Raw genomic sequence first — 13,856 nt, 5'->3', positions numbered from 1 at the left:
CGCTAGACAGGTGCTATTCAGGAAAGTATTTACAGCGCCCAAGCATTGTCTGACTTGACAGTAGTACTTTTCTTAAACAGGAAGATTCTTACATTGATTGAACGATTTTGAACAGTGATTCAGCACAGCTTTTATGACTAATGAGTAACAAGTGCGCAGGCAAAGCCCAGCGCCAACCTGCGGATATGTGACGTGAGTCACATCGGTTGGCGCTGCGAGAAACCTTGAATCAGTTCAAACCCAGCTTGCCGCGCAGGGTCGACAGGTCTTCGGCCAGGGTGTTGACCGGCCCGATGAGGGCCTTGCGGTCGTTTTCCCTGACCTTGTCATAGGTCTCAAAGCCGCCGTCGGCGGTTTTGTACTTGGCCAGGATGCTGTTCACCGTGGCGAAGTTCTTGTCGACCTTGGCAGCAAAGGCCTTGTCGCTCTGTTCTATTTGCGCACGGAACAGATCGAAGATCTTTTTCGCGCCGTCCACGTTGCCCTGGAAGTCATACAGGTCGGTGTGGCTATAGCGGTCTTCTTCGCCGGAAATTTTGGTGGCGGCCACTTCTTCCATCAATGCTGCAGCACCGCCGACGACTTTTTCCGGCGGGAAGGTCAGCCCGGCAACGCGGGTCTGCAGGTCCTTGACGTCGTTATTCAGGCCGTCTGCGAGCGTGTCGAGCCCCTGGGTACTGTTCTCGGCAAACAGGCTGTACTCGATGCGGTGAAAACCGGTGAAGTCAGGCGCAGTGACGCCTTTTTCGTGATCATCTACGCGTGAATCGATCGAGGCGTCCAGGTCGCTGAACAGTTCGGCAATCGGCTCAATCGACTCGTAGTAAACGCGGGTCGGGGCGTAGAGTTTTTTGGCCGTGACCAGGTCACCCTTTTTCACGGCATCGGTGAATTTTTGCGTGTTGCTGGCCAGCTCATCCAGCTGCTCGGTGACGTAGATCTTGTAGTCGGACACGGGTTGCACCAAATCCAGTGGCGCGGTTGCAGCGAGCGCCGACAGAGGGGTGTGGAGCAAGCCCAGGGCCAGGAACAGTGCGAGCGGGGTCTTCTTCATGGGACTTTTTCCGGTGGGTTGAGGTTCAGGTGCGTGTAGCAGCATCGAGCAGCGAGCGGCCGATAAAATCCTGTTCGTCGCGCACGCCCGGCAGGGTGAAGAAGTATCCGCCGCCCACAGGCTTGAGGTACTCCTCCAGGGGTTCACCGTTGAGCCGGGTTTGCACGGCGATAAAGCCCTGTTCCAGGTCGCGCTGGTAGCAGATGAACAGCAAGCCCATGTCCAGCTGGCCGTTCTTGTTGACGCCATTGGAGTAGTTGAACGGCCGGCGTAAAATCAGGCTGTTGCGTGTCTGCGCGGTACGCGGATTGGCCAGACGGATGTGGGCGTCAAGTTTGGTGACCTTGCCGTGGGGGTCCTTGCTGTAATCCGGCACATCGGTCTCCCGGGCACCGTCCATGGGCGCGCCGCTGGCCTTGTTGCGGCCGAAAATGCTTTCCTGCTCCTGCAGGGGGGTACGGTCCCAGCGTTCGACGAAATTGCGGATGATGCGCACTGCCTGATAGCTGCCGTTGACCGCCCACTGCGGCTCGCCACTGTCGGGCTGGACCCAGACAATCTGGTTCATCGCTGTGTTGTCGTTGGAGTCGGGGTTGGCCGAGCCATCACGAAAGCCCAGGAAGTTGCGCGCACTTTGCGCCGGCTCGCCGGGCTTGGCCGGTGCTTGCGGCGGCACGGTGCCTTCCTGCTTCCAGCGCACCAGCAGCAAGTCGGGCAGGTTTTTCACAATGTCACGCAGGGCGTGGATATTGGTGTCGGCGGTATTGGCGCAAAACTGCAGGCTCAAGTCGCCGTGGCACTGGGCCGGGTCCAGGGCATCGTTGGGGAAGCCCTGCATGCGGCTCAGGTGTTTGGGTTTGATCTTGGCCAGGGCAAAACGCTCATCGAACAGGGAGTCGCCCACGGACACGGTAATGGTCAGGTTATCGGGGCTGACCACCGGGCCGAGAATGCCCGAGTCCACTGGCGGCAGCTTGGGATCGACCTGGGCGACCGGGCCGCCTTTCATCAGGAAGGCGATGCGCTCATTCAGGGTGCGCAGCAGGCGTTCGAGACCTTCGCGGTCCGTGGCCAGTACATCAAAGGCCACCAGCATACCGGCGGCCGGGCGCGGGGTGACAATGCCATTTTGGTGCTGGCCGTGAAAGTCGTGATGATCCTGGGTCTTGTCGCTGCTCGGCGCCTGGGTGACTTGAGCATTGGCCGGGTTGGCGGCGGCCATGGCCGGGCAGCTCAGGGCGCCGCCAGCCAGTGCCGCCCCGGCGACCCCCATGCCCATCAGGATGCGCCGGCGTTGCAGGTTGAACTCGTTCGGGGTGTGTGGTGAATCGCTCATGTACGTCTCGTCTGCAATTACAGGCCGCTAAGGCCGAGGGCGGGATCGATTCCATCGAGTGCATCGGCCATAACCTTGGCCTTGTTGCTGATTTGTTGGCGCTGCGGGGCGCTGACGGTGTCGTAGGTGCGGTAGCCCTGCGGGGTTTTCAGGCCATTGAGTTCGGCATCCAGCGCGCTGCTGGCACCGTCTATGGTGTGCAGCAGGTCGGCATTTTTCTTGAGCAGCAAAGGGCGCAGCAGGTCAACCACTTTGTGCGCAGCCTCAAGGTTGGCGGCAAAGCCATTGAGGTCAATATGGCTGTAGCGCTCCTCTTCGCCGCTGTTGGCGCGGTTATCCGCCAGGTTGTGCAGGGTGCGGGCGACGATGCTGACCAGTTGTTCGGGGGGCAACGATTGGGCAAGCAACTGTTGCTTGAGCAGCAGGCTATTGGCTTGCAGCTGCTGGACAATCGGCGCCAGGCCTTGAGTGCTGCGCTGGTCAAACAGGCCGTATTCCAGGCGGTGGAAACCGGTAAACCCCGGATCCTGCTCGCGCTTTTCGAAATAGTCGGCGCGAGCATTGATGGCGTTGTCCAGCTCGGCAAGGCGTTGCGCTGCCGGCGCCAGGCGTTGATAGGCCTCGCGTGCGGGGGTATACAGAGCCTGCGCCTGTTCCAGATCACCGGCGCTAATGGCTTGCGACAGGGCATCGACAGCCCTGGTCAGGGCGCTGCCCTGTTGGCTCAGGTAAACCCGAAACTCTGACAACGGCCCAACAAAGGCCACCATCGTAGGCCTGGCATTGGCGCTGGCTTCGGACGCTGCAGTGGGCGTCACATGCAGGGTGCCGCGGGGGTTGCTGAGCAGACCGCAGGTGATGGCGTAATCGCCGGGAGCGAGTGTCGCGTTGATCACCTGGCTCAGGCCCGGGGCAATGTTTTCCCGCTCTTCGACCACCAGCACGCCGTCGAGAATTTCCCACTCCACCGCGCGCTCGGAGGCATTGATAATGCGAAAGCTGTTGAAGCCGGCCGGTACAGTCAGGGCGTCGGGTTCGCAGCTATGCGGGTGGATGGTCACGGTTATTTCAGTGCCGTGAGCCTTGCGCTTGGCCGCGGCCAGTTGCGAGGCGTAGTAGAACAACCCGCCGGCTGCGATCATCACGATCACCGAGCCGGCCACCGCCCAGCGCAGGGCGCGTGGGGGTGTACCGCTTGCAGGGGTTGGCATGCTTGACCTTATGGGTTTGTTACTGAAGAAGGGTGTGCGGTTTTGGCGGGCGCCGGCGGGCGAAAGAACATCACCAGCGTGACGACCAGATAAATCACATACGCACCGAGCACGCTGACGGTGGGGGCGTCCTGATAGCCGAACATGCCAGCCAGTACGGAGCCTAGCGGGCCATCCATCGGCAAGTGGGCGCTGATATCAAAGACCACGTCTTGCCAGTGGTTCCACAGGCCTGCCTCGTGCAGGGCCTGTACCGAGTTGGCCAGGATGCCCGCAGCGACCACCAGAATAAACAGGCCGGTCCAGCGGAAAAACAGCCCCAGGTTCAGGCGCATGCTGCCGCTGTAAATGGCAAAGCCGACGCCGATGGCCAGCAGCAGGCCGAGCAGGGCGCCCAGGGGTGCGGCGGGGCCTTCGCTTTGCTGGAAGACGGCTAACAGGAAAAATACGGTTTCAAGCCCTTCCCGGGCGACGGCAAAAAAGACCATGGCAATCAGTGCCGTGACTTGATGCCGGGAGCCGGCGAGGGCGTGATCGAGGGAGGTGTGCAGCGAATGCTTGATCGAGCGCGCGACCTTGCGCATCCAGAATACCATTGAGCTGAGAATGCCCACGGCAATGAGGCCGACGATGCCTTCGAACAGTTCTTGCTGTTTTTGCGGGAACTCGGCGCTCATCAACTCCAGCCCGCCGCCCACCAGCAAAGACAGGGCGGCGGCCAGAAACACCCCGACCCATACGGCGGGCATCCACTGCCCGCGGCCTGTTTGCTTGAGATAACTGGCAATGATGCCGACGATAAGTGCGGCCTCAATCCCTTCGCGCAGCATGATCAGAAATGGAACCAGCATGGTGGGCTACCGCGTCACAAATTAGTTAGGGTGCTAATTTGTAACATACTGATACGTATTGCCAAACAAGAATCGATTGCATTTGCTGAACGGTTGCTGAACGAAGATGGGGGTGTCTATTCAGCTTTTGCGGGAGCGGGCCAGGATCGAGTCAGGTAGTCCTACTGGTCTTTGGTGAGCACGCTTTGATCAGCATCCTTCTTTAGCTCCTGCAGGCTTTCCAGCGCGGTTTCAGCCTTTATGGCGCGCAAGGAAAGGGCTGCGTGGCTTTCCTGGATCTGTGCGTGGGCCTGTTTCAAGCCTTCACTTTCCTGCGTGGCTACGCGCAGGCGCTCTTGAAGCAGGGTGCGTTCACTTTGCAGCTGACTGAGTTGGGTGTTGAGCTGCGTATTCTGGTTGCCCAGCTTGTGCTGCAGGTCATTGGCCTGGTTCAGTTCCTTGCCCAGTGCGCGGCTCTCGCTCAGTACGCGCTCATTGTCGCGATGCAGCTGGGTGATTTCATCCTGGCGTACCAATGCACTTTGCTGGGCCTGACGCAGTTCCATTTGCACCTGCTGCAACTGGCCTTCATGACGGCGCTGATCCTGCTCGCGCTGTTCCTTGGTCGCGCTGCGATAGTGCTCCAGCGCATCGCGGGCATGCAGGTGCTTCTCTTCCAGCGAGCGGATCTGCTCGTCACGGTCCTTGAGGCGCAGGTCAAAGTCGCTGCACGCCTGGTTCAGGGCGGCATTGCGGGTCTGCTCGGTTTGCAGCATGGAGCGGGTGGCGTCGAGACTGGCGCTTTCCTGCTGCAGTGCTGTGCCCTGAATCTCCAGCTGCTGTTCCAGCTGAGCCCGGGCCTCCTGTGCTTCGTTCAACTGCGCCTGCAGTTGCACTTTGAGCTGTTCGTAATGCGCCTGAGCCCGGTCAATAGGCTCTTGTGCCTGCTCCTGCAGGCGCTGGGCGAGGCGGGCAACCAGCTCAGTCAGCTCATCATCGATTTGCTCACGAGGCACGCCACGGCGCGAGTCAACTTCGTCCAGTTCCTTTAGATAGCGATGGATCGTGGTTTTCGACCCGGTATTGCCCATCTCGATACGTACCGCATCAATGCTCGGGTGTTCGCCTCGAGCCAGGATCGCGGTGCGTGCAATTTGCACCACTGCCTTGTTTACGCCGCCACGGGCCATGGCCATCTCCTACGATTATGTACTGTGGTATGTATCAAGTAATTACATACTAGGTTAGCACATTTTATTGATGTTATTTAATGAAAAATAAGACGGGATATACTGGTATTATCCCGTGCCAGAGCCTTGAAACTGCTTTTAAGGCCTGTTTTCGGTACGCCACACAAGAGAACTGCCCATGAGCGAGCTGGATCGCTACCTGAACGCCGCGACCCGCGACAACACCCGCCGCAGTTATCGGGCGGCCATTGAGCACTTCGAAGTGACCTGGGGCGGGTTTCTGCCGGCCACCAGCGATAGCGTGGCGCGTTATCTGGTGGCTCATGCCGGGCAATTGTCGATCAACACCCTCAAGCTGCGCCTGTCAGCGATTGCCCAGTGGCACAACAGTCAGGGGTTTGCCGACCCGACCAAGGCGCCGATGGTGCGCAAGGTATTCAAGGGCATTCGGGCACTGCATCCCGTGCAGGAGAAGCAGGCAGCACCGCTGCAATTGCAGCATCTTGAGCAGGTGGTCGAGTGGTTGGAGGCTGAGGCCCTGGCGGCGCAAGCCAGTGGTGATCAGCCGGGGCTGCTGCGCGCAAGGCGTGACGCCGCCCTGATCCTGCTCGGCTTCTGGCGCGGATTCCGCAGTGATGAGTTATGCCGCCTGCAAGTCGAGCATGTGCAGGCTGTAGAAGGGGCAGGCATTACCTTGTATCTGCCACGCAGCAAAAGTGACCGCGACAACCTCGGCAAAACCTTTCAGACCCCGGCCCTGCTGCGACTGTGCCCGGTGCGCGCCTACATCGAATGGCTCAATACCGCGGCGTTGGTCCGCGGCCCGGTGTTCCGCGGAATCGATCGCTGGGGCAACCTGGGGGAGGAGGGCTTGCACGCCAACAGTGTGATCCCGTTGCTGCGCCAGGCGCTGGAGCGTGCGGGCATTGCGGCCGAGCAATACACCAGTCACTCCCTGCGTCGCGGTTTTGCGACATGGGCCCATCAAAGTGGCTGGGATTTGAAGTCACTGATGAATTACGTCGGCTGGAAAGACATAAAGTCAGCCATGCGCTATGTTGAAGCCACCCCGTTTACCGGGATGAGCATCACCGCGCAAAAAAACATCGGCAACTGATCGACATCAAGTTGAAACCTGTTCAGGTGGATCATATTTAGTTTTCGGCTATTTATAGGTACGCCTGATAGCTAAAACCAATCGTCAGCATCAGCTTTGCCAATGAGCCAGATACGAAATGTGTTGTTAGGATTCACCCCATCAACTTTTCAACCCTGACGGAGAGTCAACGATGCCTATCATCAACAGCCAAGTTAAACCATTCAAAGCAACTGCCTACAAAAACGGCAGCTTCGTGGAAGTGTCGGACGCTGACCTGAAAGGCAAGTGGTCGGTGGTGTTCTTCTACCCGGCCGACTTCACCTTCGTTTGCCCAACCGAACTGGAAGACCTGGCTGACAACTACGAAGAGTTCAAAAAACTCGGCGTGGAAATCTACAGCGTGTCGACTGACACCCACTTTGCCCACGCTGCCTGGCACAACACTTCGCCAGCCATCGGCAAAATCCAGTACACCATGATCGGCGACCCTACGCTGACCATCTCCCGCAACTTCGACGTACTGATCGAAGAAGCAGGCCTGGCTGATCGCGGCACTTTCGTGATCAACCCTGAAGGTCAGATCAAAATCGTCGAGCTGAACGATGGCGGTGTTGGCCGTGACGCTTCCGAGCTGCTGCGCAAAATCAAGGCCGCTCAGTACGTTGCTGCTCACCCGGGCGAAGTGTGCCCTGCCAAATGGAAAGAAGGTGAGTCCACCTTGGCTCCATCGCTGGACCTGGTTGGCAAGATCTAAGGCCGTGAACCAGCCAAGGGCGGTGATCCGCACCTGAGTTGTAAGCCGCATCGCCCTCAAAACGCCCGGGCGAGATTCGCTCGGGCGTTTTTTTGTAAAAAATTCATGTTCAAAGGAGATCGCCCGTATGTTGGACGCCAATCTAAAAGCTCAGTTGAAGTCATACCTGGAGCGGGTCACGCAGCCGATCGAGATTGTTGCCTCTCTCGACGACGGTGCGAAATCCCGTGAAATGCATGACCTGTTAAAAGAAATCGCCAGCCTTTCCAGCATGATCACCCTGCTGGATAACGGTAACGATGTGCGCAAGCCTTCGTTTTCGCTGAACCGCCCGGGCGGCGATATCAGCCTGCGTTTTGCAGGCATTCCGATGGGCCACGAATTTACTTCGCTGGTGTTGGCCTTGCTGCAAGTAGGCGGCCACCCATCGAAAGCCAGTGCCGAAGTAATTGAACAGATTCGCTCCCTTAAAGGCGAGTTCAACTTCGAGACCTATTTCTCGCTGTCCTGCCAGAACTGCCCTGACGTTGTGCAGGCGCTGAACCTGATGGCAGTGCTTAACCCGAATATTCACCATGTGGCGATTGACGGTGCCCTGTTCCAGGACGAAGTGACCGAGCGTCAAGTGATGGCGGTACCCAGCGTTTACCTTAACGGTGTCAACTTTGGTCAGGGCCGCATGGGCCTGGAAGAGATTCTGGGCAAGCTGGACACCAGTGCAATTGAGCGTCAGGCCGAAAAAATCAGCGCCAAGGAAGCTTTTGACGTGCTGGTGATCGGCGGCGGCCCGGCCGGTGCTGCCGCGGCGATCTATGCTGCCCGCAAAGGCATCCGTACTGGTGTGGCTGCCGAGCGCTTCGGCGGTCAGGTGCTGGACACCATGGCCATCGAGAACTTTATCTCGGTTCAGGAAACTGAAGGGCCCAAGCTCGCCACTGCACTTGAGGAGCACGTCAAGCAATACGACGTCGATATCATGAACCTGCAGCGTGCCGACAAGCTGATTGCCGGCAAGGCAGGTGAGTTGCACGAGGTGAAGTTTGCCAGCGGCGCTTCGCTCAAGGCCAAGACCGTAATTCTGGCCACCGGTGCGCGCTGGCGTGAAATGAACGTGCCCGGCGAGCAGGAATACCGTAGCCGTGGCGTGGCTTACTGCCCGCACTGCGACGGTCCGCTGTTCAAGGGCAAGCGCGTCGCGGTAATCGGCGGCGGCAACTCTGGTGTCGAAGCAGCCATTGACCTGGCGGGTATTGTGGCGCATGTCACCCTGCTGGAGTTCGATACCAAGCTGCGTGCCGATGCCGTGTTGCAACGCAAGCTGCACAGTTTGCCTAACGTGAAGGTCATCACCAATGCACAGACCACCGAGGTCACCGGTGACGGCCAGAAAGTGAACGGCCTGCGCTACAAGGATCGTCAGTCCGGTGAAGTTCATACGGTCGAACTGGAAGGGATCTTTGTACAGATCGGCCTGTTGCCAAACACTGACTGGCTCAAGGGTACTGTCGAGCTTTCGCCCCGCGGCGAGATCGTTGTCGATGCCCGCGGTGAAACCTCGATCCCCGGCATTTTTGCCGCCGGTGACGTGACCACCGTGCCATACAAGCAGATCGTGATTGCAGTGGGCGAGGGCGCCAAAGCCTCACTGAGTGCCTTTGATCACTTGATCCGTTCTTCAGCGCCGGAATAACCGGGCGCAAACAAAAAACCCCATGAGCAGTCATGGGGTTTTTTTTCGTTCGATTTTTACATCGGTTGTGGCTGGATGATTTCGACCCAGTAACCGTCCGGGTCCTTGACGAATGCCAGGGATTTCATGCGCCCATCGTTCAGGCGCTTCTGGAAGTCCACATTCAGAGCTTCAAAGCGCTCGCAGGCAGCACGAATATCCGGTACCGAAATGCAGATATGGCCAAAGCCGCGCGGGTCGGTGTTGCCGTTGTGGTAGACCACGCTGTCATCGGTTTCTGAACCGTGGTTATGGGTCAGCTCCAGGATGCCGGGGATGGACTTCATCCACAGTGTACGGGCTGCGTCGTCTGCCGGGATCTGCGCCTTGTCCACCAGGGCCAGAAAGTACAGGCTGAACTCGGCTTCAGGGAAGTCGCGCTTCTCAACCAGCGAGAAACCCAGGACGCGGGTATAGAAATCCAGGGATTTCTCGATGTTCTTGACGCGCAGCATGGTGTGGTTGAAAACGAAGTTGTGCGTAGCGCTATCCGGGGAAGCAGTGACGCCGGGAATGTTGTTCAGGTCTTGCAGGCTCATGAACCCTCCGAAAATAAGGCATAGGTGATCGGTCGCTACGGTGAGCGTGATGGGCGAATGATACGGAATGTGACGTCTGGCGCCAAACCCGTTTTCAGGGCGCAAGCGGTCTGCGGCAGGGAGGCAGTTGGGTTGCGGGGCAAATCACGGGCAAAAAGAAGCCCGCCGAAGCGGGCATGGGGCGCTAGTCCTTTAGCAGCCTCTATCCTGTGACCCGCGATGTGAAAAAATTGTGAAGCGCCGGCGTGTTCACGGTCTTTTGGACGCATGGATGTCACAACAGGATAATTCCTACTCGGTATTACTGTTTTAGCCGTAGTCAGTTGAGTGTTGGCGCACGGGCGGGGCAGTTATTGATGCAGGCATATTCAACGACGGAAGCGGGCAGTGCCTTTTCTGGCTGGCACCTTCATGTGGTGCATTAAACATCCGCCCAAGATTAAGCAAAGTTGAATCAAGTTGAACCTTTTAGTTAAACAGCTTTAAAAGTTGTGCGGATAAAAAAGCCCTGCACAGGCAGGGCTTAGAGTGTGCACGGGCTTTATGCACGAAGCCAGGTATCCACGGTGGCTGCGCCGTATTCTTCTTTCCAGGCTTTCAAACCGCGGTGGTTGCCGCCTTTGGTTTCTATCAGCTCGCCGGTGTGCGGATTCTGATAGACCTTAAGCACCCGCGCCTTGCGCTGCTTGGGCGCAGATGCCCCTTTTGACGCCGCAGGGTTGGGGTCAAGGATGGCGATGATGTCCCGAAGATTTTTACCGTAGGTTTTCATCAAGGCTTGAAGTTTTTCTTCGAACTCGATTTCTTTTTTAAGTCCGGCATCATTTTTCAAGGCTTCCAATTGAGCCAGCTGTTCTTGTAGCGCTTTTTCAGCAGCGCGAAACTCAGCAAGTCTAGACAAAGTCATTACTCCATTCACAGCTTCGGTGGTACGTGACCGAGGCGAATTAATGATGTTTGGTTTGGAATGCACAAGATTTACAGTGCGTGCGTCCAAGGGGGTTGCTCCTGGTCGGCACGCCTGTTGATGCAATCATTTAAAGTTCGTGTCGCGACAAAAAAATTGTAGTTGTTAATTCTTGTGCTGCCAAGTCCCGCGCGGGGCAGTTTGAAAAAAGTTTTTAAACTGCACGGCTGTTTATTATTAAGTGGTCGTTAACTGCGCCTGCAAAGCCCGGATAAAGTCGACCGGTTGCATTGGCCGGGCAAATAAATAGCCCTGCAAAAAATCAACCCCATGGTCGGCCAGGTACTGGCTTTGCTCTTGTGTTTCTACGCCTTCGGCGACAATGCCCAGGTCCAGCTTGGCGCTTAGTTCAATAATGCTCTCCAGAATATGCCCGGACAATGCATCGGCGCCGATCATGGCGACAAAGCTCTGATCGATTTTCAAGTAATCAACGTTGAACTCGCGCAAGTAACTCAAGCTGGAATGGCCGGTGCCAAAATCATCAATGGCAATCATGACCCCCAGTGCGTGCAACTGGCTAAACAATTGATGGGTTGTGGTGCTCGGTACGATCAACTCGCGCTCGGTAAGTTCCAGTACAAGATTGATATGCCCTGGCGGGAACGCTTCGAGAAAGCGCCGGCAGTCCTCTACCAACTCCAGATTCTGGCAATGATGAGCGGTAATATTGAATGCCAGGTGAAACCCGCGCTCCATGCTATTGGCATGAGGGGCCAGCAAGAGTGCGGTTTGTTCCATCAGCGAGCGCGTCATCGGCACAATCAATCCCGAATGTTCTGCGAACGGGATAAACAGATCGGGACGAACCAGCCCTTCTTTAGGGTGTTGCCAGCGCATCAATACTTCGGCGCCGGCCCATTGTTTGGTGTCGCCCCTTACAACCGGCTGCAAGTAAGGAATAAATTCGGCAGCGTCCAGGGCTCGCTGCAGTTCATGGGTGGGGGAGGTGGCGCGTTTTTTGAGTTGATGAACTGTCGCCGCAGAAATAACCCCGAGGAACATAAATAAAGCCATCAAGCCCGGGTATTGCGAGGCGACATAGCGCCAGATTTCACCCTCATTAAACCCGGCGACTACGCGGTAGGGGTAATCAGTTGAAGGTACTGTTGCTTGAGCTACGGGCAGATGAGGTGACGGTGTGTTGCGCACCAGGCCATAGCGATCAATCCATACATTGCCAACTTCTATCAGTAATTGGGTTTTCTGATTGATCAGCCCTAAAACGTTAACCAGATGAAAACCGTACAGGCTGATCAGCACGCCGCGCTTTTCCTGGTTTTGCCGATAAACCAGGACGGGGTCATTGGGTGTCACCAGCGTGCCTGGCATCAGCCACAACACACCACCCGCATAGTTTTCGGGGGTTACGGCTTCTTTGAAATTGCCAAATAAAGAAGTGCAGTAAATCTGGTTGTCCCACACCAGGTTAACCGAACGCACGAAGGGTCGGCGCGTGACCTGATCGCGCAAGGCCAGTTCAACGTGCTCGCAGTCCTGGCCTGCCAGCGGCAAGACGACATCGGCAGCAAGCTTTGCATTGTCCAGCATCAAGTCAAACTGACGCACTGCCTCTTGGGCGGTTTGTGTGGTCTCCTGTTTGAGTGACCGGTTGGCCTGCCAGACAATGATCAGAACCCCCAGTACTACTGGCAACAAGCCGCTAAGTACAATCAGGGCGTAGCGATCAGTCCATTTTCGGCTCAGCTTCAGAGTGAGTGGCATGCAGGATCCTGGTAACGCGTGGAGATGGCTTGGGTGCAAACTGACAGAACAATAGTAAAGGCATGCGCCGCACACAGGGCAATTTCATATGGCGTAGGACAAATATGATTACGCCATGTAGAATCGGCTTACGCATACAAGAATAACGACTTCTGCGAGCAGAAGCCCTACCGCGTAAGAGATGGATCGAAATGAAGCGATTCGGGTTGCAATTGATCTACGGTGATTTTCTCGCGCGCAGTGTACGCGGGATCTCCTGTGCGCCTCCTGCCAGCATCCGCATTCTTAGCAAATAACCTCTGTTAATTCTAAAAATGACCATGATGAGGCGCCAAAAATGGCTGATCTATACGAAAACCCGATGGGCCTGATGGGCTTTGAATTCATCGAATTCGCGTCCCCTGTACCCAATACCCTTGAGCCTGTATTTGAAATCATGGGCTTCACCAAGGTAGCAACCCATCGCTCCAAGGACGTGCACTTGTATCGCCAGGGCGATATCAATCTGATCCTCAACAATGAGCCCCACAGTGTTGCGTCCTACTTCGCGGCGGAACACGGCCCTTCGGTTTGTGGCATGGCTTTTCGCGTGCGCAATGCGCAACAAGCCTACAACCGCGCGCTGGAACTTGGCGCACAACCAGTGCATATCCCTACAGGGCCAATGGAGCTGAACCTGCCAGCCATTAAAGGCATTGGCGGCGCGCCGCTGTATCTGATTGATCGTTACGGTGAAGGCAGCTCGATTTACGATATCGACTTTGTCTTTATCGAAGGTGTAGACCGCCACCCGGTAGGTGCCGGGCTCAAGATCATCGATCACCTGACCCATAACGTGTATCGCGGGCGTATGGCTTACTGGGCCAACTTCTACGAGAAGCTGTTCAACTTCCGTGAAATTCGTTATTTCGACATCAAGGGCGAATACACCGGCCTGACCTCCAAGGCCATGACCGCTCCGGACGGCATGATCCGCATTCCCTTGAACGAAGAGTCGTCCAAGGGCGCAGGCCAGATCGAAGAATTCCTGATGCAGTTCAATGGCGAAGGCATTCAGCACGTGGCTTTCCTCAGCGATGACTTGATCAAGACCTGGGACGCCCTGAAAAAAATCGGCATGCGCTTTATGACGGCACCGCCTGAGACCTACTACGAAATGCTGGAAGGGCGTCTGCCGAATCACGGCGAGCCGGTTGAAGCCCTGCAATCGCGTGGCATATTGCTGGACGGTTCCTCTGACTCGGATGACAAGCGTCTGCTGCTGCAGATCTTCTCGGAAACCCTGATGGGGCCGGTGTTCTTTGAGTTTATTCAGCGTAAGGGTGATGACGGTTTTGGTGAGGGCAACTTTAAAGCGTTGTTCGAATCCATCGAGCGCGACCAGGTACGTCGTGGCGTATTGAGCGCTGACTAACAGAGCTG

The 13,856-nt window shown here is 56.8% G+C and carries 12 protein-coding genes; 4 read left to right on the top strand and 8 right to left on the bottom strand.

The genetic code is table 11. The annotated features are described in order from the left end of the window. Nucleotides 1–229: 229 nt before the first annotated feature. The 5 genes from efeO (FHL07_RS01615) to FHL07_RS01595 all read right to left on the bottom strand — a co-directional run bounded on the left by efeO (FHL07_RS01615) (nucleotide 230) and on the right by FHL07_RS01595 (nucleotide 5,621). On the bottom strand, nucleotides 230–1,054 hold the full coding sequence (gene efeO, locus FHL07_RS01615; protein ID WP_095000273.1) for an iron uptake system protein EfeO: 825 nt from the start codon (nucleotides 1,052–1,054) through the stop codon (nucleotides 230–232). 25 nt (nucleotides 1,055–1,079) lie between these two features. After that, nucleotides 1,080–2,390 (bottom strand): iron uptake transporter deferrochelatase/peroxidase subunit, encoded by a 1,311-nt coding sequence (efeB, locus tag FHL07_RS01610; protein ID WP_095000272.1) that lies wholly within the window; start codon nucleotides 2,388–2,390, stop codon nucleotides 1,080–1,082. A 17-nt stretch (nucleotides 2,391–2,407) separates the two neighbouring features. Then, on the bottom strand, nucleotides 2,408–3,601 hold the full coding sequence (gene efeO, locus FHL07_RS01605; RefSeq protein ID WP_095019948.1) for an iron uptake system protein EfeO: 1,194 nt from the start codon (nucleotides 3,599–3,601) through the stop codon (nucleotides 2,408–2,410). An 8-nt stretch (nucleotides 3,602–3,609) separates the two neighbouring features. Further along, nucleotides 3,610–4,452 (bottom strand): iron uptake transporter permease EfeU, encoded by an 843-nt coding sequence (gene efeU / locus FHL07_RS01600; protein ID WP_095019194.1) that lies wholly within the window; start codon nucleotides 4,450–4,452, stop codon nucleotides 3,610–3,612. 161 nt (nucleotides 4,453–4,613) lie between these two features. Then, on the bottom strand, nucleotides 4,614–5,621 hold the full coding sequence (locus FHL07_RS01595) for a DNA-binding protein (protein WP_095023896.1): 1,008 nt from the start codon (nucleotides 5,619–5,621) through the stop codon (nucleotides 4,614–4,616). Between the two features lie 178 nt (nucleotides 5,622–5,799). Between FHL07_RS01595 and FHL07_RS01590 the strand changes: the two genes are divergently transcribed. From FHL07_RS01590 to ahpF, 3 genes are all read left to right on the top strand, one after another. Beyond that, a complete protein-coding gene (locus FHL07_RS01590; protein WP_095000268.1) occupies nucleotides 5,800–6,738 on the top strand; it encodes a site-specific integrase in 939 nt (312 codons plus the stop codon). A 172-nt stretch (nucleotides 6,739–6,910) separates the two neighbouring features. Next, the gene (gene ahpC / locus FHL07_RS01585) at nucleotides 6,911–7,474 is read left to right on the top strand and encodes an alkyl hydroperoxide reductase subunit C (RefSeq protein ID WP_016780891.1); all 564 of its coding nucleotides are present in this window, start codon (nucleotides 6,911–6,913) and stop codon (nucleotides 7,472–7,474) included. A 127-nt stretch (nucleotides 7,475–7,601) separates the two neighbouring features. Beyond that, complete coding sequence (gene ahpF, locus FHL07_RS01580; RefSeq protein ID WP_095000267.1) at nucleotides 7,602–9,164, top strand: alkyl hydroperoxide reductase subunit F; 1,563 nt, start codon at nucleotides 7,602–7,604, stop codon at nucleotides 9,162–9,164. A 56-nt stretch (nucleotides 9,165–9,220) separates the two neighbouring features. Here the strand turns inward: ahpF and gloA are convergent, their stop codons facing one another. The 3 genes from gloA to FHL07_RS01565 form a co-directional block, all read right to left on the bottom strand. Then, nucleotides 9,221–9,742 carry a lactoylglutathione lyase gene (gene gloA / locus FHL07_RS01575; RefSeq protein WP_095019190.1) on the bottom strand — a complete coding sequence of 174 codons (522 nt, stop codon included), beginning with the start codon at nucleotides 9,740–9,742 and terminating at the stop codon, nucleotides 9,221–9,223. A 541-nt stretch (nucleotides 9,743–10,283) separates the two neighbouring features. After that, nucleotides 10,284–10,643 carry a histone-like nucleoid-structuring protein, MvaT/MvaU family gene (locus tag FHL07_RS01570; protein ID WP_095019215.1) on the bottom strand — a complete coding sequence of 120 codons (360 nt, stop codon included), beginning with the start codon at nucleotides 10,641–10,643 and terminating at the stop codon, nucleotides 10,284–10,286. 243 nt (nucleotides 10,644–10,886) lie between these two features. Next, nucleotides 10,887–12,434, bottom strand: a complete 1,548-nt coding sequence (locus tag FHL07_RS01565) for an EAL domain-containing protein (RefSeq protein WP_138737997.1) — start codon at nucleotides 12,432–12,434, stop codon at nucleotides 10,887–10,889. A 337-nt stretch (nucleotides 12,435–12,771) separates the two neighbouring features. On the opposite strand from FHL07_RS01565, the gene hppD reads away from it, so the two are divergent. Beyond that, a complete protein-coding gene (gene hppD / locus FHL07_RS01560) occupies nucleotides 12,772–13,848 on the top strand; it encodes a 4-hydroxyphenylpyruvate dioxygenase (protein WP_095000264.1) in 1,077 nt (358 codons plus the stop codon). Nucleotides 13,849–13,856 lie beyond the last annotated feature (8 nt).

It is taken from the genome of Pseudomonas sp. FSL W7-0098, from assembly GCF_005930585.1.
GTDB lineage: Bacteria > Pseudomonadota > Gammaproteobacteria > Pseudomonadales > Pseudomonadaceae > Aquipseudomonas > Aquipseudomonas bubulae.
This window is presented reverse-complemented; position numbering and strand designations above follow the sequence as displayed.

Bases quoted from the DNA above. Each gene is read 5' to 3' on its own strand.
- efeO (WP_095000273.1), bottom strand. From the start codon at position 1,054: ATGAAGAAGACCCCGCTCGCACTGTTCCTGGCCCTGGGCTTGCTCCAC.
- efeB (WP_095000272.1), bottom strand. From the start codon at position 2,390: ATGAGCGATTCACCACACACCCCGAACGAGTTCAACCTGCAACGCCGG.
- efeO (WP_095019948.1), bottom strand. From the start codon at position 3,601: ATGCCAACCCCTGCAAGCGGTACACCCCCACGCGCCCTGCGCTGGGCG.
- efeU (WP_095019194.1), bottom strand. From the start codon at position 4,452: ATGCTGGTTCCATTTCTGATCATGCTGCGCGAAGGGATTGAGGCCGCA.
- FHL07_RS01595 (WP_095023896.1), bottom strand. From the start codon at position 5,621: ATGGCCCGTGGCGGCGTAAACAAGGCAGTGGTGCAAATTGCACGCACC.
- FHL07_RS01590 (WP_095000268.1), top strand. From the start codon at position 5,800: ATGAGCGAGCTGGATCGCTACCTGAACGCCGCGACCCGCGACAACACC.
- ahpC (WP_016780891.1), top strand. From the start codon at position 6,911: ATGCCTATCATCAACAGCCAAGTTAAACCATTCAAAGCAACTGCCTAC.
- ahpF (WP_095000267.1), top strand. From the start codon at position 7,602: ATGTTGGACGCCAATCTAAAAGCTCAGTTGAAGTCATACCTGGAGCGG.
- gloA (WP_095019190.1), bottom strand. From the start codon at position 9,742: ATGAGCCTGCAAGACCTGAACAACATTCCCGGCGTCACTGCTTCCCCG.
- FHL07_RS01565 (WP_138737997.1), bottom strand. From the start codon at position 12,434: ATGCCACTCACTCTGAAGCTGAGCCGAAAATGGACTGATCGCTACGCC.
- hppD (WP_095000264.1), top strand. From the start codon at position 12,772: ATGGCTGATCTATACGAAAACCCGATGGGCCTGATGGGCTTTGAATTC.